The following is an 18290-nucleotide window of genomic DNA, read 5'->3' as shown; positions in this document are numbered from 1 at the left end:
AAACATATTAGTTATTATGATTTAAATGCTACGCTTCACACATTTAACTGATTCATGTAACAAATTATTTAAGATTTGCTATCTTAACTGCGTGCGGCCTGAAAAATAGGGCTGTGCCTTTGTACACAATGACAATAAGTTACGGCGCAGCCACGATTTCCCTGGTGTTGGCGCAGTATTCGCGCACCCCGGTCAAGCCGGGGTCATTTTTTTTCCACACTCGCCACCCAGGCTTTTAGTACCGCCACGTCGTGCTGCCACTCCTGCTTCATCTCTTCAATCCATTCAGCAACGTTATCTTCCCAGGCTGGAAGATCTGGCGACTGGATTTGCTGACCCAACTGTTGCAGATGGCGCAGCCCCACCGAACCTGCCGCACCTTTAATTTTATGACCTTCCTCAACCACGCCTTTTTTATCACGTGCAGTCAGATTGGATTCCAGCACGCTCAAATATCCCGGCATCATCTTCTCAAACACCGCCAGCCCGTCGGTAATTAACTTCGGTCCCACCAGCTCGAGGTATTGTTCCAACATAGGAATATCTAACAGCGCTTGCGATTTACTGCTCTCTTCAGATGTCACAGTGCTCTCCTCTTTGTTTCGGGTATCCCAGTATTTTTTGATCATGGCGGTTAAAGCCGGGACTGACAGCGGCTTACTCAGCACGTCGTCCATTCCCGCATCCAGATACTCTTTTTTATCTTTCAGAACGTTGGCGGTAAGGGCCACCAGCGGCGGCAGGTCTTCACGCGCGTATTTTTGCGTCAGCTCGCGGGAGATATCCAGCCCGGTCATATCCGGTAGCTGAATATCCAGCAATACTAGGTCATATTCACCCGGCGTGAACATCTCCAGCGCGGCTTTCCCGGTCATGGCGACATCCACGCTATTACCCAGTTTTTCCAGCACTGAGCGCGCGACAATGACGTTCAGTTCAATGTCTTCCACCAGCAGGACATTCAGGGCGGGCAGCGGCATGTCATCGTCTTCAAAAGCGTCTTCAATCTCTTCCGCTACCGCAGGCGCATGCACGGTCAGCGTAAAGACAGAGCCTTTACCAGCCTGGCTGGAGACCGTAATATCGCCGCCCATATTTTTCGCCAGACGCTTTGATACGGCCAGGCCAATCCCGGTTCCTGTTGCCGGTTTGCCGCCGTTACTGTCCTTCACCTGATAATACATGGCGAAGATTTTATCCTGTTCATCCTGCGGAATGCCGATCCCGGAATCTTCTACCTCGAAATGCAGCATATTCCCCTGGTCATAGCGCGCCCGCACGGTCACCTGCCCCTGCTGGGTGAACTTCACGGCGTTGCTGATCAGATTCCACAGGATCTGGCGCAAACGCGTGCCGTCGGTAATCACTTTATGCGGCAACGGTAGCGTTGGCTCAAGCACAAAACGCAGCCCTTTTTGCTGCGCCTGCAGGCCAGAGAGGTTTTCCAGATCCGCCATAAAGCTGGTGAAATCGATCGGCTGGTTATCGAGCTGGACTTTACGCCGCTCCATCTTATCCATATCGATAATATCGTTGAAAATATTGCCCAACGTCACGGCAGAGACATGGATAGTTTTCAGGTATTTTTCCTGCTCGGCGGTCAGATCTGTATCCAGCAGGATCCGGCTTAAGCCAACGATGCCGTTCAGCGGCGTACGCAGCTCGTGACTGATGGTAGAAATAAACGTGGTCTTATCGCGGCTGGCGCGTTCAAGCGCGTCCTGATAACGCTTACGTTCGGTAATATCGCGACCAAAGCCCATCAGGCCATGACGTTTACCAACGCGGTCGTAGTAAGGCACTTTACGAATTTCAAAGCAGGCTTTGCGTCCATCCGGATAGTCCAGCCACTGTTCATAGGTGAGCGAGACGTTATGACGAAACACCTTCTCGTCGGTCTCAATAACTTTTTCAGCCGCCTCAGGGGAGTAAACGTCAGCCGGTTTCAAATTCACCAGTTGCTTTTCGCTCTTGCCGGTCAGCAACTCCATGGCGCGGTTACAGCCGGAAAATTCTTTATCTTCATTACGATAAAAGACCAGGTCCGGCGAGGCATCAAGGAAAGAGCGTAAAAATGAAGACTGTTGCTCAAGCTGAATCTGCGCTTCTTCGCGCTCTTTGATTTCGACCTTCAGTTGCTCAAACGTTTCCTGACGCTCCGCTTCAGCTTTTTCGCGCTCAACAATTTCCTGATTGAGCTGGGCGATATTATCTTTCAACTGCACATTGAGCTTGAGATCGCGCTCGCGCATCTCTTCCAGCTTTTGCACCAGCCGTGACAGACGCTGCCGGGATTCCTCCAGTTGCTCCACCACCACTGACAAAAAATAGACGGCCCAGGGGGTAATTAACAGACCAAAAAAGATAGAGCGGATGACATCAATGCTTTCTACCTGGCCATGCAGCACCATGGTGACAGCCATTTGCACCACAATTGCCAACACGACCAAAGCCAGCGCTAATAGCAGCGAAAAGCGCACCAGACCTAACTTCATCATCAGGTCGACATAGTATTGCGCCAGCATACGAATTTGCTTCATAGAGGGTTCCTTCACGACAACTTGGCACAATAATACTCAATTCTCAGCGTGACGTTGAATATTGTGCAAGAAATGCGGCGGTTATCGGTGAAATGACCGAGGAGTGGTTCATCGTAGGCCGGATAAGTTCATCGTAGGCCTGATAAGCGAAGCGCCATCAGGCAAGCAGGCGCAGATTGCCTGATGGCGGCTTTGCCTTATCAGGCCTACATACTAGCTCCCCAGTTGCACCCACGGCGTACCCAGCGCCGAGCCTTGCACGCCGTGCTCGTTAAGGTACTTATCCAGTTCGACCATCCCCGTCCAGCGATTTTCACACCATAGCGGCGCCAACAGCGTTGGGCGACGCGCGCTGGCGGAAATACGATGATAAATCACCTCCGGCGGCGTATGGCGGATCATCTCACCTGCGGTAATCGTGTAGTCGTCCAGTTCAATCCCGTTCAGCCGCCCGGCTTCCCAGGCTTTTGCCATCGTACTGCCTTTCACAATATGCAGCGGATGCAACTTAATACCGTCAACGCCCGTCTCCACCACGCGTTCCATGGTTTGCAGACATTCTGCCTGCCCTTCTCCCGGCAGACCGACGATCAGATGCGAGCACACTTTCAGCCCGCGCTCGCGCGCCAGCCGCGTGGTGTTTTGGTAGCAGGCGAAATCATGGCCGCGGTTAATTCGGTGCAAGGTTTTGTCATGCGCGGTTTGCAGACCGAGCTCCAGCCACACTTCATAGCCCAGGTCTTTATACTCGCAAAGCAGATCAAGCACCGCATCCGGCACACAGTCGGGGCGCGTCCCAACGCACAACCCGACGATACTGGCCTGGCTGACCGCCTGTTGATACATCGAACGCAGCACCTGAACTTCAGCAAAGGTGCTGGTGTAGGCCTGGAAATAGGCCAGATAGCGTTTCGCGCGATTGACCAGGTGCGCCTGATGTTCAAGCTGCTCGGCAATGGAATGGTGCTGCTGCGCTTCATCGGCAAACGAGGCGACATTACAGAAAGTACATCCGCCGCGCCCGATGGTGCCATCGCGATTTGGACAGCTAAAGCCGCCGTGCAGCGTGAGTTTATGAACCTTTTGTCCATAACGGCGAGAAAGATCCCCACCAAACATATTGACTAATTTCTGTAACTGCATAATCTGGTAGACCGCGCCTTGAAAAGAGGCCAAAGCCTGCCATTTTTTGCCCCAGTCGGCGATGACCTGGATCAATCGCCCTGGCGAGCCTTTATTTATTGCATAACAAATCAAAATAATCGAAATTTCATTCACTAAAAATGTAATTACTTTTCCTTATATTCGACTCTTTTTTTTATCTTCTTATACTCTTTGCATAAAAACAGTATCTTTAAGACGCCAAAACTTTAAAAACCAGCATAAAATGCCAAGCATCTTGATAAACAAAGGCAGGACGAGGGATATACAGCCCTTCTGACAGTGAGACAGATCACACTTCCCTGACCATTCCCCCTACGTTAAACCTATGTAAAAAACCCTTTTATTTCAGCAATTTCATAAAGTTAATTGCCCTATAGCACATTTTTGCATAAATAAGATTGCCATTTGACCTGTGTGTGGATTCCCGATAACGTGGAAATCCGCTGGAAGCTTTCTGGATGAGCAGCCTGCTCATCATATTTATGCAGTAATTGAGATTCCCTCTGAAGCAAGTCCTCAAACTTGTTTGACCTGTGCGAAAAGGATAAAGAGGGCGAATGCGAGGTAAGCGTATGCACGCAAACCCCGTCGCCATGCTCTTGGTGTGCCCGTGCGCAACGGTTCAGATGGGAATCCCGCAGAGCCTGGGGAGGTTCACTCATATGTTGTACGATAAATCTCTTGAGAGGGATAACTGTGGTTTCGGCCTGATCGCCCACATAGAAGGCGAACCTAGCCACAAGGTAGTGCGTACCGCCATACACGCACTGGCCCGCATGCAGCACCGTGGCGCAATTCTTGCCGATGGAAAAACCGGCGATGGTTGCGGTCTGCTGTTACAAAAACCGGATCGCTTTTTCCGCATCGTGGCGCAAGAGCGCGACTGGCGTTTAGCCAAAAATTACGCCGTCGGCATGATCTTTTTAAATAAAGACGCTGAACTGGCGGCAGCCTCTCGTCGCATAGTCGAAGAAGAATTACAGCAGGAGACCCTGTCGATTGTCGGCTGGCGCGACGTGCCGACCAACGAAGGTGTTCTCGGTGAAATCGCTCTATCCTCCCTGCCTCGTATTGAGCAAATTTTCGTTAACGCCCCTGCGGGTTGGCGCCCACGTGATATGGAACGACGCCTGTTCATCGCCCGCCGTCGTATTGAAAAACGCCTCCTGCAAGATAAAGACTTCTACGTCTGTAGCCTGTCGAACCTGGTGAACATTTATAAAGGTCTGTGTATGCCGGCGGATCTGCCGCGCTTTTACCTGGACCTCGCGGACCTGCGTCTGGAATCGGCCATCTGCCTGTTCCACCAGCGCTTCTCCACCAACACCGTGCCGCGCTGGCCGCTGGCGCAGCCGTTCCGCTATCTGGCGCACAATGGCGAAATCAACACCATCACCGGTAACCGCCAGTGGGCGCGCGCCCGTACCTATAAATTCCAGACGCCACTGATCCCTGACCTGCATGACGCCGCGCCGTTCGTCAACGAAACCGGCTCCGACTCCAGTTCCATGGATAATATGCTGGAGCTGCTGCTGGCGGGCGGGATGGACATCATCCGCGCCATGCGCTTACTGGTGCCGCCGGCCTGGCAGAACAACCCGGATATGGACCCGGAGCTGCGCGCGTTCTTTGACTTTAACTCTATGCACATGGAACCGTGGGACGGCCCGGCGGGCATCGTCATGTCCGACGGTCGCTTTGCCGCCTGTAACCTCGATCGTAACGGCCTGCGCCCGGCGCGCTACGTCATCACCAAAGACAAGCTGATTACCTGCGCCTCTGAAGTCGGGATCTGGGATTATCAGCCGGATGAAGTGGTGGAAAAAGGCCGCGTCGGCCCTGGCGAGCTGATGGTTATCGACACCCGCAGCGGCCGCATTCTGCACTCAGCGGAAACCGATAATGACCTGAAAAGCCGCCACCCCTACAAAGAGTGGATGGAGAAAAACGTTCGCCGCCTGGTGCCGTTCGAAGAGCTGGCTGACGATCAGGTCGGCAGCCGCGAGCTGGACGATGATACCCTCGCCAGCTACCAGAAACAGTTTAACTACAGCGCCGAAGAGCTGGATTCCGTCATTCGCGTGCTCGGTGAAAACGGCCAGGAAGCGGTCGGCTCAATGGGTGACGATACCCCGTTTGCCGTGCTGTCCAGCCAGCCGCGCATCATTTATGACTACTTCCGTCAGCAGTTCGCGCAGGTGACTAACCCGCCGATCGACCCGCTGCGTGAAGCGCACGTTATGTCGCTGGCCACCAGCATCGGTCGCGAAATGAACGTCTTCTGCGAAGCCGAAGGTCAGGCACACCGTCTGAGCTTTAAATCACCGATCCTGCTGTACTCCGATTTCACCCAGCTCACCACCATGAAAGAGGAGCATTATCGCGCTGACCGGCTGGATATCACCTTTGATGTGACCGAAACCACGCTTGAAGAGACCGTCAAAGCCTTGTGCGATAAGGCGGAACAGATGGTACGTAACGGCACGGTACTGCTGGTGCTCTCTGACCGTAACATCGCGAAAAACCGCTTGCCGGTTCCGGCACCGATGGCCGTGGGCGCAGTGCAAACGCGTCTGGTAGAACAAAGCCTGCGTTGCGACGCCAACATCATCGTTGAAACGGCGAGCGCGCGTGACCCGCACCACTTCGCGGTGCTGCTCGGCTTCGGTGCGACGGCCATTTATCCGTATCTGGCGTATGAAACGCTGGGGCGTCTGATCGACACTCAGGCGATTGCCAAAGATTACCGGACCGTGATGCTGAACTACCGTAACGGCATCAACAAAGGTCTGTACAAGATCATGTCCAAAATGGGCATCTCAACCATCGCCTCTTACCGCTGCTCGAAGCTGTTTGAAGCCGTTGGTCTGCACGATGATGTCGTGGCGCTATGCTTCCAGGGCGTAGTCAGCCGCATCAGCGGCGCAGCTTTTACCGACTTCCAGCAGGATCTGCTAAACCTCTCGAAACATGCCTGGCTGGTGCGGAAACCGATTAGCCAGGGCGGTTTGCTGAAGTACGTCCACGGCGGCGAATACCACGCTTACAACCCGGACGTGGTACGCACGCTGCAACAGGCTGTACAAAGCGGCGAATACAGCGACTATCAGGAATATGCCAAGCTGGTCAATGAGCGTCCGGCGGCCACGCTGCGCGATCTGCTGGCGATTACGCCTGGCGATGAAGCCGTGAGCATTGACGAGGTAGAGCCCGCGAGCGAATTATTTAAACGCTTTGATACCGCAGCCATGTCTATCGGCGCATTAAGCCCGGAAGCACATGAGGCGCTGGCGGAAGCGATGAACAGCATCGGCGGTAACTCTAACTCCGGCGAAGGCGGCGAAGATCCTGCGCGTTATGGCACCAACAAGGTATCGCGTATTAAGCAGGTGGCTTCCGGTCGCTTTGGCGTAACCCCGGCGTACCTGGTCAACGCCGACGTCATTCAGATTAAAGTCGCTCAGGGCGCGAAGCCGGGCGAAGGCGGTCAGTTGCCGGGTGATAAAGTTACCCCGTACATCGCCAAACTGCGCTATTCGGTGCCGGGGGTGACGCTGATCTCCCCGCCGCCGCACCACGATATCTACTCTATCGAGGACTTAGCGCAGCTGATTTTCGACCTTAAACAGGTTAACCCGAAAGCGATGATCTCGGTGAAGCTGGTGTCCGAACCGGGTGTCGGCACCATCGCTACCGGCGTGGCAAAAGCCTATGCGGATCTGATCACCATCGCCGGCTACGACGGCGGCACCGGCGCAAGCCCGCTCTCCTCTGTGAAATATGCGGGCTGCCCATGGGAGCTGGGTCTGGTGGAAACCCAGCAGGCGTTGGTCGCCAACGGTCTGCGTCATAAGATTCGTCTGCAGGTCGATGGCGGTCTGAAAACCGGCGTGGATATCATTAAAGCGGCGATTCTTGGCGCGGAAAGCTTTGGTTTCGGCACCGGCCCAATGGTCGCGCTGGGCTGTAAATACCTGCGTATTTGCCATCTGAATAACTGCGCAACCGGCGTGGCAACTCAGGACGACAAACTGCGTAAGAACCACTATCACGGTCTGCCGTTCAAAGTGACCAACTACTTTGAATTTATCGCCCGCGAAGTGCGCGAGCTGATGGCCGAGCTGGGCGTGAAACGTCTGGTGGATCTGATTGGTCGTACCGACCTGCTCAAAGAGCTGGAAGGGTTTACCGCCAAACAGCAGAAGCTGGAGCTGTCGCGTCTGCTGGAAACCGCCGAGCCGCATCCTGGTAAGGCGTTGTTCTGCACCGAGAACAACCCGCCGTTTGATAACGGCGTGCTGAACGCACAGCTACTGCAACAGGCAAAACCGTATGTCGACGAGCGCCAGAGCAAAACCTTCTGGTTCGATATCCGCAACACCGACCGTTCCGTCGGCGCGTCGCTGTCTGGCTATATTGCCCAAACCCACGGCGATCAGGGCCTGGCATCTGACCCGATTAAAGCGCACTTCAACGGTACTGCAGGCCAGAGCTTTGGTGTGTGGAACGCGGGCGGCGTGGAGCTGTATCTGACCGGCGATGCCAACGACTATGTCGGCAAAGGTATGGCGGGTGGCCTTATCGCGATTCGTCCGCCAATAGGTTCCGCATTCCTCAGTCATAAAGCGAGCATCATCGGTAATACCTGCCTGTACGGCGCCACCGGTGGTCGTCTGTTTGCGGCAGGTCGTGCGGGCGAGCGCTTTGCGGTGCGTAACTCCGGCGCAATCACCGTGGTGGAAGGTATCGGCGACAACGGCTGCGAATACATGACCGGCGGCATCGTCTGTATTCTCGGCAAAACGGGCGTTAACTTCGGGGCAGGTATGACGGGCGGATTCGCCTACGTACTGGATGAAGATGGCGATTTCCGCAAGCGCGTGAACCCGGAACTGGTGGAAGTGCTGGACGTTGATTCTCTGGCCATTCATGAGGAACACCTGCGCGGTCTGATTACCGAGCACGTACAACATACCGGCTCTTCACGCGGCGAAGAGATCCTGGCTAACTGGCCAGCATTCTCAGCGAAATTCGCGCTGGTAAAACCAAAATCCAGTGATGTGAAAGCACTGTTGGGTCACCGTAGTCGTAGCGCAGCAGAGCTGCGTGTGCAGGCGCAGTAAGGGGTAGCAGCAATGAGTCAGAACGTATACCAATTTATCGACCTGCAGCGTGTTGATCCGCCTAAGAAACCGCTGAAGATCCGTAAGATCGAGTTTATCGAGATCTACGAACCTTTTTCTGAAGGCCAGGCGAAAGCGCAGGCGGATCGCTGCCTGTCCTGCGGCAACCCGTACTGCGAGTGGAAGTGCCCGGTGCATAACTACATCCCAAACTGGCTGAAGCTGGCCAACGAGGGGCGTATTTTTGAAGCGGCTGAGCTGTCACACCAGACGAACACCCTGCCGGAAGTTTGCGGCCGCGTCTGCCCGCAGGATCGTCTGTGTGAAGGATCCTGTACCCTGAATGACGAGTTCGGCGCGGTGACCATCGGTAACATCGAGCGCTATATCAACGATAAAGCGTTCGAAATGGGCTGGCGCCCGGATATGACCGGTGTGCGCCAGACGGACAAACGCGTGGCGATTATCGGTGCGGGGCCGGCGGGTCTGGCCTGCGCTGATGTGCTAACCCGCAACGGCGTGAAGGCAGTGGTGTTTGATCGTCATCCGGAGATCGGTGGTCTGCTGACCTTCGGCATCCCTGCTTTCAAGCTGGAGAAAGAGGTCATGACCCGCCGCCGGGAAATCTTCACCGGCATGGGTATTGAGTTCAAACTCAACGTGGAAGTGGGCCGTGACGTCCAGCTCGACGACCTGCTGAAAGATTACGACGCGGTATTCCTTGGCGTAGGTACTTATCAGTCGATGCGCGGCGGACTGGAGAACGAAGACGCTTCCGGCGTATTCGACGCCCTGCCATTCCTGATCGCCAATACTAAACAGTTGATGGGCTTTGGCGAAAGCAGCGACGAGCCGTACATCAGCATGGAAGGCAAACGCGTCGTCGTTCTCGGCGGTGGCGATACGGCAATGGACTGCGTGCGCACCTCGGTTCGCCAGAACGCAGCACATGTAATCTGCGCCTATCGCCGCGACGAAGAGAACATGCCGGGTTCCAAGCGCGAAGTGAAAAACGCGCGTGAAGAAGGCGTGGAATTCCAGTTCAACGTCCAGCCGTTAGGCGTGGAAGTGAATGCCAACGGTAAAGTATGCGGCGTGAAAATGGCGCGTACCGAAATGGGCGAACCGGATGCGAAGGGTCGTCGCCGCGCGGAGATCGTCGCCGGTTCCGAGCACGTTGTACCGGCGGATGCGGTGGTACTGGCGTTTGGTTTCCGTCCGCACAGTATGGAATGGCTGGCAAAACACAGCGTCGAACTGGATTCTCAGGGCCGGATTATCGCTCCGGAACGCAGTGACATCGCCTTTCAGACCAGCAACCCGAAAATCTTCGCCGGTGGCGATATCGTGCGCGGTTCTGATCTGGTGGTCACCGCGATTGCCGAAGGTCGTAAAGCGGCTGACGGGATTCTGAATTATCTGGAAGTGTAACTCTTCGGGCTCCCCTGCCACAGCCTGACGCTGATGGATGGGGAGCTAATATTTTTCCGCTTACATGGTCAGCTTACTGGTATTACTCACAGACGAACTTATTCGTTCGCAAACCATGCTGGAAACTCAACTCACACACGGTGGTTCACTGACGACGGAGAAAAATTAGCGAAACCATTAACCCCATGAATAATCATCAAGAAAACATCACACGAAAACGTTTGCTTTATTCTGAGAACTGTATATTATGCGGCGGATTTTTTGGGCAAAATTCATGGAGGCGTTGTGTCGCAGGACAACAATTATAGCCAGGGCCCCGTCCCTCTGGCGGCGCGGAAAGGCGTGATACCACTAACGTTTGTTATGTTGGGGCTCACATTTTTTTCCGCCAGTATGTGGACCGGTGGCACACTCGGTACCGGTCTTTCTTATAATGATTTCTTCCTCGCAGTTCTCTTCGGTAATCTTCTCCTCGGTATTTACACTGCATTTCTCGGTTTCATCGGCGCAAAAACCGGACTCTCCACCCACCTCCTTGCTCGTTACTCATTTGGCGTGAAAGGTTCCTGGCTTCCTTCACTGCTATTAGGCGGCACCCAGGTAGGCTGGTTTGGCGTGGGTGTAGCCATGTTTGCCATCCCGGTTGGCAAAGCGACGGGGATTGACGTCAATATCCTGATTGCGGTTTCCGGTCTGCTGATGACGATGACTATCTTTTTTGGCATCTCGGCACTGACCATTTTATCTATCATCGCTGTGCCCGCCATCGTCATTCTTGGCAGCTACTCCGTCTGGCTTGCGGTGAGCGATGTCGGCGGTTTAGACCATTTAAAAGCGATTGCGCCGCAAACGCCGCTTAATTTCTCCACCGCTCTGGCGCTGGTGGTAGGCTCGTTTGTCAGCGCCGGGACGTTAACTGCTGACTTCGTTCGCTTTGGCCGCAATGCCAAAGGCGCGGTGCTGATTGCCATGGTCGCTTTTTTCCTTGGCAACTCGTTGATGTTTATCTTCGGTGCGGCGGGCGCTGCTGCAGTCGGACAAGCAGATATTTCTGACGTGATGATAGCCCAGGGCCTGCTGCTACCAGCAATTGTGGTGCTCGGCCTGAATATCTGGACCACTAATGACAATGCGCTGTACGCATCGGGTCTGGGATTTGCCAATATTACCGGCCTTTCCAGCCGTACGCTGTCGGTGGCTAACGGCATTATCGGCACACTGTGCGCGCTGTGGCTTTACAATAACTTTGTTGGCTGGCTAACATTTCTGTCGGCAGCGATTCCGCCGATTGGCGGGGTGATTATCGCCGACTATCTGCTGAACCATCGCCGATATGCCGATTTCAGCAAAGCACGATTTATGACCGTCAACTGGATAGCTATTTTGTCCGTTGCGCTGGGCATCGCCGCCGGTCACTATATTCCCGGTATTGTGCCAGTCAACGCCGTACTCGGCGGCGTATTCAGCTATATCCTGCTGAATCCACTTTTCAATCGCAGCCTTGCTCAATCACCAGAGGTCAGCCATGCAGAACAATAACATAACCATCCGTCAGGCGCGTTTACAGGGACGCGAAGGATTATGGCAGCTCACGATTGAAAACGGGCGCTTCAGCCGGATTGAGCCTCAGGACGCGGCTGCGTTACTGCAAGGCGAAGTGCTTGATGCCGAAGGCGGTCTGGCAATCCCACCGTTCGTTGAGCCACATATTCATCTGGATACCACGCAAACCGCGGGTGAGCCGAGCTGGAACCAGTCTGGTACGCTGTTTGAGGGTATTGAACGCTGGGCCGAGCGTAAGGCAATGCTGACTCACGAAGACGTAAAAGCGCGCGCGATGCAAACCCTGAAATGGCAGATAGCGAATGGCATCCAGTATGTCCGTACCCACGTTGACGTATCCGATCCTACGCTAACGGCTTTGAAAGCCATGCTGGAGGTGAAGCAAGAGGTCGCGCCGTGGGTAGAGCTGCAAATTGTCGCATTCCCGCAAGAAGGTATTCTGTCTTATCCCAACGGTGAAGCGCTGTTAGAGGAAGCCGTGCGTTTGGGGGCCGATGTCATCGGCGCGATTCCTCACTTTGAATTTACGCGTGAATATGGCGTGGAGTCGCTGCACAAAATCTTCGCCCTGGCGCAAAAATACGACCGACTTATCGATGTGCACTGCGACGAAATTGACGATGAGCAATCACGCTTTGTTGAGACCGTCGCAGCGCTGGCGCATCGCTACAATATGGGCGAGCGCGTGACTGCCAGTCATACCACGGCAATGCACTCCTATAACGGCGCATATGCTTCCCGTCTTTTCCGCCTGTTGAAAATGTCCGGTATTAACTTTGTCGCCAATCCACTGGTGAATATTCACCTGCAAGGACGCTTTGACACTTATCCTAAACGCCGCGGCGTCACGCGCGTCAAAGAGATGCTGGAAGCGGAGATCAACGTCTGCTTCGGTCATGATGACGTCTTCGATCCGTGGTATCCATTAGGCACGGCAAATATGTTACAGGTGCTGCATATGGGGTTACACGTGTGCCAGCTGATGGGATACGGACAGATAAATGATGGACTGAATCTGATCACTACCCACAGCGCGAAAACGCTGCACCTGCAGGACTATGGCCTGAGCGTGGGGAACTCGGCGAATCTGGTGATTTTACCGGCTGAAAATGGATTTGACGCGGTTCGTCGCCAGACGCCTGCGCGGTATTCTATTCGTCACGGGCGAGTCATTGCCGAGACGGTCCCCAGCCAGACCACGCTGCACTTGACGCAGCCGGAAGCGGTGACGTTTAAGCGCTAAATTGTTATATCCCGTGTCGGATGGCGCCAACCTTGTCATCCGACACCGTCTCTCTCATCGTCAGGCGTGTAACAAGCTGGCGCGCACCTTAATCACGACTTTTTTGATTTCCCCTGGGTCCCCCACTACACAACCCGGTTTATGCGGTTCACCCGGCATAAAAATTGCGAATCTTCCCGGCTTTAAGGTGAGCGCCTGCTCATCGGCAATGTGATTGCACAGTTGATAATCGTCCTCAGCATGTATCTCTTCGCACTGGCGAGCAGAATCGGTCATCCCGAACAGAATGCGTTCTTCACCGGACAACAGCACCTGAATGTCAATGTACTGCTGATGCAGCTCCGCTTTCTTTTGCTCCGGGCTCTGCGTGACGAACTGCATGACGTTCATAAAAATATTATCGCCCTGCAGCTCATAACATCCTGGTACTTTCTCCTGCGGCCTTGCCGCAACGGCCAGCGTTAGCGCTTCCTGCAATACCGGATGTAATCCGGAAGAAGGCAGTGAACGCAGCTCATCGGTCATCATCATTATTCTCCCCGGGCCAACAGCGCAGCCCCCAATAATCCAGCGTCATGACGGTAATGCGCTGCCAGTAATTCCACGTGATAGGCCGCAGGCTCTTGTGCCAGATAATGTTCCACCAGCGCCAGATACCCTTCAGCCAGCCCAACGCTGCCGCCAATGACCACGCACTGGCAATCGGTCGTGGCCTTCACATCGGCGACAAGCCTTGCCAATGTTCGCGCTGAGCGATGGATCAACTGGCTTGCCTGCTCATCACCCTGCCCGGCACGGCTAAAAATAGTTTTGGCGTCGCATCCGGCAAGCGCGCCTTCGGCAGCCGCCGCGATCCCACGACCAGATGCGATCGCTTCAACGCAGCCCACACGCCCGCAGCCACACACGGGTCCATGCGGATCGGCCAGCGTATGTCCCAGATGCCCGGCCAGACCGCCGACTCCGGTCAGCAGTTTCCCAGCACTCACTACCCCGCCGCCCACGCCGGTGGAAACAGTAATGAACACCATATCGCGATACTTGCCGCCAAGCGCATGATACTCAGCCCACGCCGCGGCCTGCGCATCATTGACCGCCAGCGTCGGCAAACCGGTGAGATCGTTTAGCGTTTGCCGCAGCGGAAAATGCAGCAACCCGCCGAGGTTATGCGGATTCAGCGCCAGCAAAGAACCCTCATGGATAATCCCCGTCGAGGCGATCGCCACCCACTTCGCCTGCTCTTGTAGTGGCGCAATCAGTGCCTGTAACGCGGCGCGCAGCGCATCCGGCGTTTTGCTGGCAGGCGTTGGCAATTCACGCCGTTCGCGGATTTGCAGACTGCTGTCCACCAGCGCGGCAGCCAGTTTGGTGCCGCCAATATCAATCGCCAGCGTAGTCATGACGCAGCCTTCTGCATCGCGGTGATAAGCTTTTTATCCCACTGCTCAAATAACGACATCGTTCTTCCCTTTCGCTAGTTGCCCGGTTTAGCGCCGGGCAACCCGATTAACTTTTGGATTTCACCATGGTGCTTTTGTCACCGCCGAACGGCACGGCCCCGCTAAATGGCCGACCATCGATGGCATCATGCGTGCGTAACGCCTCAGGGCGCAGCCAGCGCTGTACGCGGGACGGCATATCGAGACCAATCAGCAGGATCACCACAAATGTCAGGCCGAAGGAGAGCGATCCCAGCGCAGTACCCAGATCCAGACGTTGTGCAATCAGCGCGCCGATGATCGGCGCCAGTGCCCCGCCCAGCGCCCCAACGTTGTAGGTGAAGCCCAGACCCGCAGCACGCTGGTCGGTATCGAAATAGCCGCCAATTAATTTCGGTAAGATCCCGGAGATCCCCTGACCGAGCATTTGCTGGAAAAACAGCAGCAAACCGAGTACCCAGACGTTTGAACCACCGATCGCAAACACTGGAATAATCAGCAACTGCGAGGCCAAAAGACTGCAGACATAGGCTTTACGGGTGCCCAGCCAGTCGCCAAGAAACCCACCGACGCAACAACCAACCGCCGCGCCAAAGCCGCTAAAGAAGAGCACTCTGGCAACCGTTGAGGGGTCATACATGAGTTCGGTTTTCAGATACGTGGGCAGCAGCGCCTGAATCGGCCACGAGTAAAGGAAAGCGAACAGCACGACGACCATCAGCATGACGCCCGTGGGCCAACGCTTACCGCTGCTTTGCACCATAAAGCTAATGAAGATAAATGCGCATATCAGTCCGAGAATCGCCACGATAGCCGCATTTTGCAAATTGCCCGCAAAGCAGAACCACAGCGCGGTTGCGGCGGCGAGAGTCATCAGAATATTGATAACCCGATGTTCGCCCCGGTAGAGAATGTCCACCATCGTACGCACCGGCGCTTTGCCTTCGTGTTTCTCTTTCCAGTCTTCCGCTTCCGGAATATTTTTACGCAGCCAGAGGGCGAAGATAATCGGCAGAATGCCGATAAAAAACAGCGCGCGCCATCCCCAGACCGGGACCACCAGGCTGTAAACCTGGGCGGCGACCACGGCACCAACGGAGAAGCCGGAGATCAGGAAACCACTGGCTTTGTTACGCAGGTGTTTAGGCCAGCTTTCAATGACATAGGTGGCGCTGGAACCGTACTCGCCGGCCATCCCCATCCCAATCACCAGGCGGGCGATAAACATGGTGGTGTAACCCGGCGCGAAGCCGCAAGCCAGCGTCCCCACAGAGAACAGTATGATGCTGGTAACCATCGCCAGGCGGCGTCCGTAACGGTCGCCCATGGCCCCCAACATTAACCCGCCAAACCAGCGGGAGATAAAGGCGGCTGAGATCAAACTGGCAGCCTGCACCGTCGTCAGACCGAATTCGCCTTGTACTTCCGTCAGCACAAGGGCGATTAACACAAAATCAAAACCATCAAGTAAATATCCCAGCCAGGCGGCGGAAAATGCCCGCCATTGCGCCCGATTGAGATGGCGATACCACGGGATGCTCTGGGTAGAAGTACTCATTTTACTCTCCCGACGATTTTTGTTGTTGTGCCGGATAGCGGCTTTGCCTTATCCGGCCTACGGTCGAAAATCCAGGCCGGGCGAGCGAAGCGTCCCCGGCGACCCGCGATTACGCCTTTTCAGCCAGCAGTTGGTTAGCCAGCGTTTTCAGTTCCGGCAGATAGCGTTCATCTACCGGGGCAAACGGCTTACGACACAGCGGAACAGAAACCACGTCCATATAGTGCAGTACCGTTTTCAGGCCACGGAACACGCCAACCTTAATGAGCAGATCGATAACCTTATTGCACTCAGTTTGCAGCTTTTGTGCCGTCCGGATATCGCCTTCTTTGAGCGCTTTCACAATTCCCTGATAACGCCATCCCATGATGTTGTAAGTGCTACCGATACCGCCATCTGCGCCCGCCAGCAAACCAGAAGCGAAAATCTCGTCATAACCGTTATAAAGCACCAGATCGGGATGAGCGCGGCGGATCTGTTCCATCTGATAGAGATCGCCGGAAGTTTGCTTCAGCGCGCCAACGCCAGGTAGCGTCACCAGCGTGTTGATCTGATCCAGCGTCAGTTTTACGCCGCTCAGCGCCGGGATGTTATAGACCACCATCGGCAATCCATTCGCTGAATCAATAATTGCGCGGTAATGATCGCAGTGCTCTTCGAAGCTGAACGGATAGTAAAACGGCGTGACGGCTGAAACCGCATCAAAGCCGTAGCGATACGCGGCGCTCGCCAGCTGCTGGCTCTCTTCGGTGCTCACCGTGCCAACGTGGGCGATAAGCGTCACCTTGCCTTTCGCTTCTTCGGCAACAATTTCCAGCACCTGCTCTCTTTCAACGCGATTTTGGACAAAGGCCTCGCCCGTAGAGCCACCGACATAGAGCCCATCAATACCCTGGCCAATGTTGAAACGCACCAGCCGGCGCAGGCTCTCAACATCCAGCCGCTGTTGGTTATCGAATGGGGTTAACAACGCTGGCATTACGCCTTTTAGATCTCTTGCCATAACTACCTCTGTCGATGATTAGTGTTATCTGACTGCATACCTTTATACCTGTTATACCAGATCAAATAAGCAGCAATACAATACAGAACGCTTATAGTGCGATCTGCTTCACTAAACTCTTCATCCTTCGAGCCGCCTCTGCGTTGGCTGCGTTCGCTCCCCCCGGTCACATAGTTATCTATGCTCCAGGGGACTCGCTCTCTTGCCGCCTTGATGCAACTTGAATGATTTTGAGTTTAAACGATCGTCAGGATCGCGATCACTTACGCAATTTTTTATTTTTGCTGAAGGCGTGCCAGGTTGCGGAAACGCTGTTGAGGTGTTCTTGCAGTGCGCGGTCAGCTTCTTCAGGATCGCGCTGGCGAATTGCATCGACAATGGCGATATGCTGCTGATAACTCACGTTGTTGTGCTCATACAACTCTTGATCGGCAACGGTTGGGCGGGCAGCAATCAGCCAGTCTAACAGCGCAACATGGATAGCCATAAAGATGGGATTGCCCGGAATCTCCGCCAGCACGCGGTGAAAATCAACGTCCGAGCGAATGAACAGCGTATTGTCATCCAGCGACTGGCTGTTGATCTCCAGTGCTTTCGCCAGTCTGTCGATTTGCTCGTCAGTAGCATGTTCTGCGGCATATCGTACCAGGCTGGATTCAAAGAACAGTCGCAACTGCTCGAAGTGGGCTATGCCGCCGGGATGCGCGAGGAAATCTTTGGCCATACCGGAGAGCTCGCTGATAATGGTATCAGCCGAAGGACGCGAAACGCGGGCGCGCTCGCCGTTGTTGATTTGTACCAGGCCTTTGCGTTTTAACGCTGCCAGCGCTTCTCGTACAGAAGGACGGCCCACGTTAAAGAAGGCCATCAGCTCCCGCTCAGACGGCAGTTGTTCCCCCTCGCCAAATTCCCGACGACGGATCATCTGCTCCAGTTCTTCTTCAACCATCTCAGACAGTTTTTTACGCGCCAGCGGGCGATTGCGTAAGCTACGGCCAATGGTGGATGGAGAGTCTTCAGCTTGCGAATCAAATGCGTTCATAGGGTCCATTCAGCTAAGTCGTGGTGACAAACAACAGCGGGTTTATCCTAACACAGGATCGAAAGCAGGGTGAAATGATGGTCATCCAGACAGTCTGGCTTATGAATAATATATTTAATATTATATTTCGCTTAAACATGCTAATTATCTTTAATTAAACAAGACCATATCAGCTTCGTGAAAT

General features: G+C 54.5%; 11 protein-coding genes and 1 pseudogene. 5 read left to right on the top strand and 7 right to left on the bottom strand.

Annotation, left to right across the window (positions count from 1 at the left end):
• Positions 1-203: 203 nt before the first annotated feature.
• Together arcB and mnmL are read right to left on the bottom strand one after the other, a co-directional pair.
• Entirely contained in the window at positions 204-2540 is a 2337-nt protein-coding gene (arcB, locus tag OGV69_RS02915; RefSeq protein ID WP_069324404.1) for an aerobic respiration two-component sensor histidine kinase ArcB, read from the bottom strand.
• A gap of 213 nt (positions 2541-2753) precedes the next feature.
• Positions 2754-3683, bottom strand: coding sequence for a tRNA modification radical SAM protein MnmL/YtqA (gene mnmL, locus OGV69_RS02910; RefSeq protein WP_114140335.1), 930 nt, complete (start codon positions 3681-3683; stop codon positions 2754-2756).
• A gap of 683 nt (positions 3684-4366) precedes the next feature.
• Between mnmL and gltB the strand changes: the two genes are divergently transcribed.
• The 5 genes and pseudogenes from gltB (at position 4367) to OGV69_RS02885 (ending at position 13064) form a co-directional block, all read left to right on the top strand.
• Positions 4367-8827, top strand: a complete 4461-nt coding sequence (gene gltB, locus OGV69_RS02905; RefSeq protein WP_286469074.1) for a glutamate synthase large subunit — start codon at positions 4367-4369, stop codon at positions 8825-8827.
• 12 nt (positions 8828-8839) lie between these two features.
• Positions 8840-10258 (top strand): glutamate synthase small subunit, encoded by a 1419-nt coding sequence (locus tag OGV69_RS02900; RefSeq protein ID WP_038634296.1) that lies wholly within the window; start codon positions 8840-8842, stop codon positions 10256-10258.
• 82 nt (positions 10259-10340) lie between these two features.
• Positions 10341-10427 (top strand): annotated as a pseudogene (locus OGV69_RS02895) (hypothetical protein); the annotation flags it as partial.
• Between the two features lie 116 nt (positions 10428-10543).
• Entirely contained in the window at positions 10544-11797 is a 1254-nt protein-coding gene (gene codB, locus OGV69_RS02890; RefSeq protein ID WP_038634298.1) for a cytosine permease, read from the top strand.
• Positions 11784-13064 (top strand): cytosine deaminase, encoded by a 1281-nt coding sequence (locus OGV69_RS02885; RefSeq protein ID WP_069324407.1) that lies wholly within the window; start codon positions 11784-11786, stop codon positions 13062-13064. Before codB ends, OGV69_RS02885 begins: the two co-directional genes overlap by 14 nt.
• A 60-nt stretch (positions 13065-13124) precedes the next feature.
• Here the strand turns inward: OGV69_RS02885 and nanQ are convergent, their stop codons facing one another.
• The 5 genes from nanQ to nanR all read right to left on the bottom strand — a co-directional run bounded on the left by nanQ (position 13125) and on the right by nanR (position 18115).
• Positions 13125-13592, bottom strand: a complete 468-nt coding sequence (gene nanQ / locus OGV69_RS02880; protein WP_069324428.1) for an N-acetylneuraminate anomerase — start codon at positions 13590-13592, stop codon at positions 13125-13127.
• Positions 13593-13594: 2 nt separating this feature from the next.
• Positions 13595-14464 (bottom strand): N-acetylmannosamine kinase, encoded by an 870-nt coding sequence (gene nanK / locus OGV69_RS02875; protein ID WP_227409095.1) that lies wholly within the window; start codon positions 14462-14464, stop codon positions 13595-13597.
• A 106-nt stretch (positions 14465-14570) separates the two neighbouring features.
• Positions 14571-16061 carry a sialic acid transporter NanT gene (gene nanT / locus OGV69_RS02870; protein ID WP_038634306.1) on the bottom strand — a complete coding sequence of 497 codons (1491 nt, stop codon included), beginning with the start codon at positions 16059-16061 and terminating at the stop codon, positions 14571-14573.
• A 109-nt stretch (positions 16062-16170) separates the two neighbouring features.
• Complete coding sequence (gene nanA / locus OGV69_RS02865; RefSeq protein ID WP_069324409.1) at positions 16171-17064, bottom strand: N-acetylneuraminate lyase; 894 nt, start codon at positions 17062-17064, stop codon at positions 16171-16173.
• Positions 17065-17323: 259 nt separating this feature from the next.
• Entirely contained in the window at positions 17324-18115 is a 792-nt protein-coding gene (gene nanR / locus OGV69_RS02860; RefSeq protein WP_038634311.1) for a transcriptional regulator NanR, read from the bottom strand.
• Between the last annotated feature and the right edge of the window lie 175 nt (positions 18116-18290).

Source organism: Citrobacter sp. Cc139 (assembly GCF_030334645.1).
Classification (GTDB): domain Bacteria; phylum Pseudomonadota; class Gammaproteobacteria; order Enterobacterales; family Enterobacteriaceae; genus Citrobacter; species Citrobacter werkmanii.
The sequence above is the reverse complement of the archived record's forward strand: the minus strand, read 5'-3'. Positions and strand labels throughout refer to the sequence as shown.